The sequence below is a fragment of the Streptomyces sp. NRRL B-24085 genome, assembly GCF_001282115.1.
Taxonomy (GTDB): domain Bacteria; phylum Actinomycetota; class Actinomycetes; order Streptomycetales; family Streptomycetaceae; genus Streptomyces.
This window is the reverse complement of sequence record NZ_LJBR01000189.1, coordinates 1-6,257: the sequence shown is the minus strand read 5'-3', so window position 1 is coordinate 6,257 and position 6,257 is coordinate 1. Positions and strand designations below refer to the sequence as shown.

The 6,257-nt window shown below is 72.0% G+C and carries 3 protein-coding genes; 1 reads left to right on the top strand and 2 read right to left on the bottom strand.

All coding sequences use genetic code 11. The features are described 5' to 3' along the window. Positions 1-513: 513 nt before the first annotated feature. Together AOJ26_RS21205 and AOJ26_RS21200 are read right to left on the bottom strand one after the other, a co-directional pair. A complete protein-coding gene (locus AOJ26_RS21205; RefSeq protein WP_053849907.1) occupies positions 514-975 on the bottom strand; it encodes a hotdog fold thioesterase in 462 nt (153 codons plus the stop codon). Between the two features lie 52 nt (positions 976-1,027). Further along, positions 1,028-3,295: an FdhF/YdeP family oxidoreductase gene (locus tag AOJ26_RS21200; RefSeq protein ID WP_053849906.1), complete on the bottom strand. Its 2,268-nt coding sequence runs from the start codon at positions 3,293-3,295 to the stop codon at positions 1,028-1,030. A 168-nt stretch (positions 3,296-3,463) separates the two neighbouring features. On the opposite strand from AOJ26_RS21200, the gene polA reads away from it, so the two are divergent. Next, positions 3,464-6,193, top strand: coding sequence for a DNA polymerase I (polA, locus tag AOJ26_RS21195; RefSeq protein ID WP_053849905.1), 2,730 nt, complete (start codon positions 3,464-3,466; stop codon positions 6,191-6,193). Positions 6,194-6,257 lie beyond the last annotated feature (64 nt).

Here is a 6,257-nt window from a genome sequence, read left to right as displayed (position 1 = left end):
GTTCGGGGGGTTGTGCCCAGTCGGGGAGCGTCTTCGGGGCTGTCCGGCGCGGGTCGGGGCGGGGCGGGAATCCGTCCGTGCGGTCGGCCGGAGGCGGCCGGGGGCTGGTGCGTCGGGCGGATGCGGTGTCTTCCCGGTGATCGACTCGACGGTGCGGTGGGGCCGGGCGGTGCTTCGCTCGGCAGGGCCTCTCGGCGGGCGGCCCCGGTGCCGCGGGTCGACGGGCCGGCACCAGTGGTGCCGGCCCGACGCCCGAGATCGACCGGCTGCTCGACGGGCCCGCTGCGGCCCCTGGAGCGCCATGCCCAGGGTGAGGAGGGCGTGCTCGCGGGCGCGTACGGCCACGAAGGGGACGATCTGATCGGCCACCTGGCGCGGGCGCCGCGCGGGCAATGACGCCATGAGCATGGGGGCCGACGTCCTCACCGCGGCCCGCATCGCCCTGGCCCACCAGCGCAGCCCCGACCCGACGCCGAGCACGCCGACTTCCTCGTCGACGGGTCCGAGGGGGCCCTAGCGGCCGGGGGCGTCGCGCAGCAGGCAGGTCAGCCGGGCGGTGCAGACGCGGCGCCCCTCCTCGTCGCTGATCACGATCTCGTAGGTGGCGGTGGAGCGGCCCCGGTGCACGGGGGTGGCCACTCCGGTGACCAGGCCGGAGCGCACCCCGCGGTGGTGGGTGCAGTTCAGGTCCACTCCGACGGCGATCTTGGAGCTGCCGGCGTGCAGCATGGAGCCGACGGATCCGAGGGTCTCGGCGAGCACGGCGGAGGCGCCTCCGTGCAGCAGGCCGTACGGCTGGGTGTTGCCCTCGACGGGCATGGTGCCGACGACACGGTCCGCGGAGGCCTCGACGATCTGCACGCCCATGCGGGTGCCCAGGTGCCCGGCCGAGAACATGGCGACGAGGTCGACGCCGAGCGCCGCGTACTCGTCGATGACCTCCTGCGGGAACGTGGCGTGCTGCTGCTCACCCATGGGCGGGCTCCGTTCGTCCTGGTCGCTACGACTGTCTGCGCTGAGCAAACGCTCAGTCGGTCGCCGATTGTTCCAGACGTACGACGACGGACTTGCTGGCCGGGGTGTTGCTGGTGTCGGCGGTGGCGTCCAGCGGCACCAGGACGTTGGTCTCGGGGTAGTAGGCGGCCGCGCATCCCCGGGCGGTCGGGTAGTGCACCACCCGGAAGCCGGGGGCCCGCCGCTCCACGCCGTCCTTCCACTCGCTGACGAGGTCGACGTACGACCCGTCGGCGAGCCCGAGCCGGTCGGCGTCCCCGGGGTTGACCAGGACGACCCGGCGGCCGTTCCTGATGCCCCGGTAGCGGTCGTCGAGGCCGTAGATCGTGGTGTTGTACTGGTCGTGCGAGCGCAGTGTCTGGAGCAGGAGCCGGCCCTCGGGCAGCTCGGGGTACTCGACGGGCGCGGCGGTGAAGTTGGCCTTGCCGGTGGCGGTGGGGAAGCGGCGCTCGTCGCGCGGGGCGTGCGGCAGGGTGAAGCCGCCGGGGCGGGCCACGCGCGCGTTGAAGTCCTCGAAGCCGGGGATCACGCGGGCGATGCGGTCGCGGATGGTGGCGTAGTCCTTCTCGAACTCCTCCCAGGGCGTGTTGCTGTTCTCGCCGAGGACGCGGCGGGCCAGGCGGCACACGATGGCGGGCTCGGACAGCAACTGCCCGCTCGCGGGCTCCAGCCGGCCCCGGGAGGCGTGCACCATGCCCATGGAGTCCTCGACCGTCACGAACTGCTGGAGATCGCGCTCGGTGCGGCCCAGGGTGGGCAGGATCAGGGCACGCGCGCCCGTGACCGCGTGCGAGCGGTTGAGCTTGGTCGAGACGTGGACGGTCAGCCGGGCCCGGCGCATGGCGGCCTCGGTGACGTCGGTGTCGGGGGAGGCGGAGACGAAGTTGCCGCCCATGGCGAAGAAGACCTTGGCCTCGCCGTCGCGCAGGGCGCGGATCGCGCGGACGACGTCGAAGCCGTGCTCGCGCGGCGGGGCGAAGCCGAACTCCTTCTCCAGGGCGTCCAGGAAGGCGGGCGCGGGACGTTCGAAGATGCCCATGGTGCGGTCGCCCTGGACGTTGGAGTGGCCGCGGACCGGGCAGACGCCGGCGCCGGGGCGGCCGATGTTGCCGCGCAGGAGGAGGAAGTTGACGACTTCGCGGATGGTCGGCACGGAGTGCTTGTGCTGGGTGAGTCCCATGGCCCAGCACACGATGGTCCGCTCGGAGGCGAGGACCATGGAGAGGGCTTCCTCGATCTCCGCGCGCGTGAGGCCGGTCGCGGCGAGTGTCTCGTCCCAGTCGGCGGCGCGGGCGGCCTCGGCGAACTCCGCGTAGCCGTGGGTGTGTTCGCGCACGAAGGTCTCGTCGACCGCGCCGTCCGTCTGGAGGATCAGCTTGTTGAGGAGGCGGAAGAGGGCCTGGTCGCCGCCGATGCGGATCTGGAGGAACAGGTCGGTGAGGGCGGCGCCCCTGACCATGCCCTGCGGGGTCTGCGGGTTCTTGAAGCGCTCCAGGCCGGCCTCGGGCAGCGGGTTGACGCTGATGATCCTCGCGCCGTTCGCCTTGGCCTTCTCCAGGGCGGAGAGCATGCGGGGGTGGTTCGTGCCCGGGTTCTGGCCGGCGACGATGATCAGGTCGGCCTTGTAGAGGTCGTCGAGCAGGACGCTGCCCTTGCCGATGCCGATGGTCTCGCTGAGCGCGGAACCGGACGACTCGTGGCACATGTTGGAGCAGTCCGGCAGGTTGTTCGTGCCGAGCTCGCGGGCGAAGAGCTGGTAGAGGAACGCGGCCTCGTTGCTGGTGCGGCCGGATGTGTAGAAGACGGCCTCGTCGGGGGAGTCGAGGGCGGCGATCTCCTCGGCGACGATGTCGAAGGCGCGGTCCCAGGTCACCGGTTCGTAGTGGGTGCCGCCCTCGGGGACGTACATGGGGTGGGTGAGCCGGCCCTGCTGGCCGAGCCAGTAGCCGCTCCTGGTCGCGAGGTCGGCGACGGGGTGCGCGGCGAAGAACTCGGGGGTGACGCGGCGCAGGGTGGCTTCCTCGGCGACCGCCTTCGCGCCGTTCTCGCAGAACTCGGCCGAGTGCCGGTGCTCGGGCTCCGGCCAGGCGCAGCCGGGGCAGTCGAAGCCGTCCTTCTGGTTGACGCGCAGCAGGGTCAGCGCGGTGCGCTTGACGCCCATCTGCTGCCGGGCGATCCGCAGGGTGTGGCCGATGGCGGGGAGGCCGGCCGCCGCGTGCTTCGGTTCGGTGACCTCGGGAGCGTCCTGAACCGGATCACCCTTGGGCGGCTTCGTGGCCATCGGACTCTCTCCTTCGCACACACCTGTGAGGTACGTCTCCGATCCTCGCACGCACCGGTGACAACGGGGTTTGCCGGGCCCACGGAAAGCGACGGCCGTGCTCGCGCCCAGCGTGCCGTCGGCGGCGGGCGGGTCTGACTGTCAGTGGGGCGTGGCAGGATCGGGGGCGTGGCAGAGACAGCAGCGAAGAAGACCGACAACAGCCCCGGCGGCAGCCGCCCGCGTCTGATGCTCATGGACGGGCACTCGCTGGCCTATCGCGCGTTCTTCGCGCTGCCCGCGGAGAACTTCACCACCGCGACCGGCCAGCCGACGAACGCGATCTACGGCTTCGCGTCGATGCTGGCCAACACCCTGCGCGACGAGGCCCCCACCCACTTCGCGGTGGCCTTCGACGTGTCCCGCAAGACCTGGCGCTCCGAGGAGTTCACGGAGTACAAGGCCAACCGTTCCAAGACCCCGGACGAGTTCAAGGGCCAGGTCGAGCTGATCGGCGAGCTCCTCGACGCGATGCACGTCTCGCGCTTCGCGGTCGACGGCTTCGAGGCCGACGACGTCATCGCCACCCTCGCCACCCAGGCCGAGGCCGCGGGCTTCGACGTGCTGATCGTCACCGGCGACCGCGACTCCTTCCAGCTCGTCTCCGAGCACACCACGGTGCTGTACCCCACGAAGGGCGTCTCGGAGCTGACCCGGTTCACCCCGGAGAAGGTCTTCGAGAAGTACGGCCTGACGCCCGCCCAGTACCCCGACTTCGCGGCCCTGCGCGGCGACCCGTCCGACAACCTTCCCGGCATCCCCGGCGTCGGCGAGAAGACCGCCGCGAAGTGGATCAACCAGTTCGGTTCGTTCGCGGAGCTGGTCGAGCGGGTCGAGGAGGTCAAGGGCAAGGCCGGGCAGAACCTCCGCGACCACCTGGAGGCCGTCAAGCTCAACCGCCGGCTCACCGAGATGGTGCGCACGGTGGAGCTGCCGAAGACGGTCACCGACCTGGAGCGCGTCCCGTACGACCGCAAGTCGCTCGCGATGATCCTCGACACCCTGGAGATCAGGAACCCGTCCCTGCGGGAGCGGCTTCTGGCCGTCGACCCGGGCGCCGAGGAGGCCGAGGGCGCCCCGGTCGCCGCACCCGGCGTGGCGGTGGACGGCACGGTGCTCGGCACCGGCGAGCTGGCCGGCTGGCTCGCCGAGCACGGCACGGGGCAGCCCCTCGGCCTCGCCACCGTCGACACCTGGGGCCTGGGCACCGGCTCGGTCGCCGAGGTCGCGCTCGCCGCGTCCGGCGGGGCCGCCGCCTGGTTCGACCCGTCCGAGCTGGACGAGGCCGACGAGAGGGCCTGGGCCGCCTGGCTCGCCGACGCCGACCGGCCCAAGATGCTGCACAACGCCAAGGGCGCCATGCGGGTCTTCGCCGAGCACGGCTGGAGCATCGCCGGGGTCACCATGGACACCGCGCTCGCCGCGTATCTCGTCAAGCCGGGGCGCCGTTCCTTCGACCTGGACGCGTTGTCGCTGGAGTACCTGGGCCGGGAGCTGGCGCCCGCCGCCGCGGCCGACGGGCAGCTCGCCTTCGGCGCGGACGACGGGGCCGAGGCCGAGGCCCTGATGGTCCAGGCGCGGGCCGTGCTCGACCTGGGCATCGCCTTCGAGGGCCGCCTGGAGGAGGTCGGGGCCGCGGATCTGCTGCGGGACATGGAGCTGCCCACCTCCGCCCTGCTGGCCCGCATGGAGCGGCACGGCATCGCGGCCGACCGGGCCCACCTGGAGGCCATGGAGCAGATGTTCGCCGGGGCGGTCCAGCAGGCCGTGAAGGAGGCGCACGCGGCGGCGGGGCACGAGTTCAACCTCGGCTCGCCCAAGCAGCTCCAGGAAGTCCTCTTCGGCGAGCTGGGCCTGCCCAAGACGAAGAAGACGAAGACCGGCTACACCACGGACGCCGACGCGCTCGCGTGGCTGGCGACCCAGACGGACAACGAACTGCCGGTGATCATGCTCCGCCACCGTGAGCAGGCCAAGCTGCGGGTGACCGTGGAGGGCCTGATCAAGACGATCGCCGCGGACGGCCGCATCCACACGACGTTCAACCAGACGGTCGCGGCGACGGGCCGGCTGTCGTCGACGGACCCGAACCTCCAGAACATCCCGGTCCGCACGGACGAGGGCCGGGCGATCCGGCGCGGGTTCGTGGTGGGGGACGGCTTCGAGTCCCTCATGACCGCCGACTACAGCCAGATCGAGCTGCGGGTGATGGCCCACCTCTCCGAGGACGAGGGCCTCATCGAGGCGTTCACGTCGGGGGAGGACCTGCACACCACGGCCGCCTCCCAGGTCTTCGCGGTCGAGCCCGGCGCGGTCGACGCGGAGATGCGGCGGAAGATCAAGGCGATGTCGTACGGGCTGGCGTACGGGCTGTCCGCGTTCGGGCTCTCGCAGCAGCTCAACATCGAGGCGGGGGAGGCGCGGGCCCTCATGGACGCGTACTTCGAGCGGTTCGGCGGGGTGCGGGACTATCTGCGCCGGGCGGTCGACGAGGCGCGGGCCACCGGGTACACGGCGACGCTCTTCGGGCGCCGGCGGTATCTGCCCGACCTCAACAGCGACAACCGCCAGCGGCGTGAGGCGGCCGAGCGGATGGCCCTCAACGCGCCGATCCAGGGCACTGCGGCCGACATCGTCAAGATCGCGATGCTCAAGGTGGACGACGCCCTGCGGGCGGCCGGCCTCGCGTCCCGGATGCTGCTCCAGGTCCACGACGAAATCGTGCTGGAGATCGCGCCGGGTGAGCGGGCGGCGGCGGAGGAGATCGTCCGACGCGAGATGTCCGACGCCGTGCGCCTGAACGTCCCGCTGGGCGTGTCGGTGGGCGACGGCGCGGACTGGGAATCCGCAGCGCACTAGCCTCCGGCGGTCGGACGGGGGTGCCTGCGGCGGCCTGTGCGGGTCGTGGGGGTGTGTGCGGTAC

Bases quoted from the DNA above. Each gene is read 5' to 3' on its own strand.
- AOJ26_RS21205 (WP_053849907.1), bottom strand. From the start codon at position 975: ATGGGTGAGCAGCAGCACGCCACGTTCCCGCAGGAGGTCATCGACGAG.
- AOJ26_RS21200 (WP_053849906.1), bottom strand. From the start codon at position 3,295: ATGGCCACGAAGCCGCCCAAGGGTGATCCGGTTCAGGACGCTCCCGAG.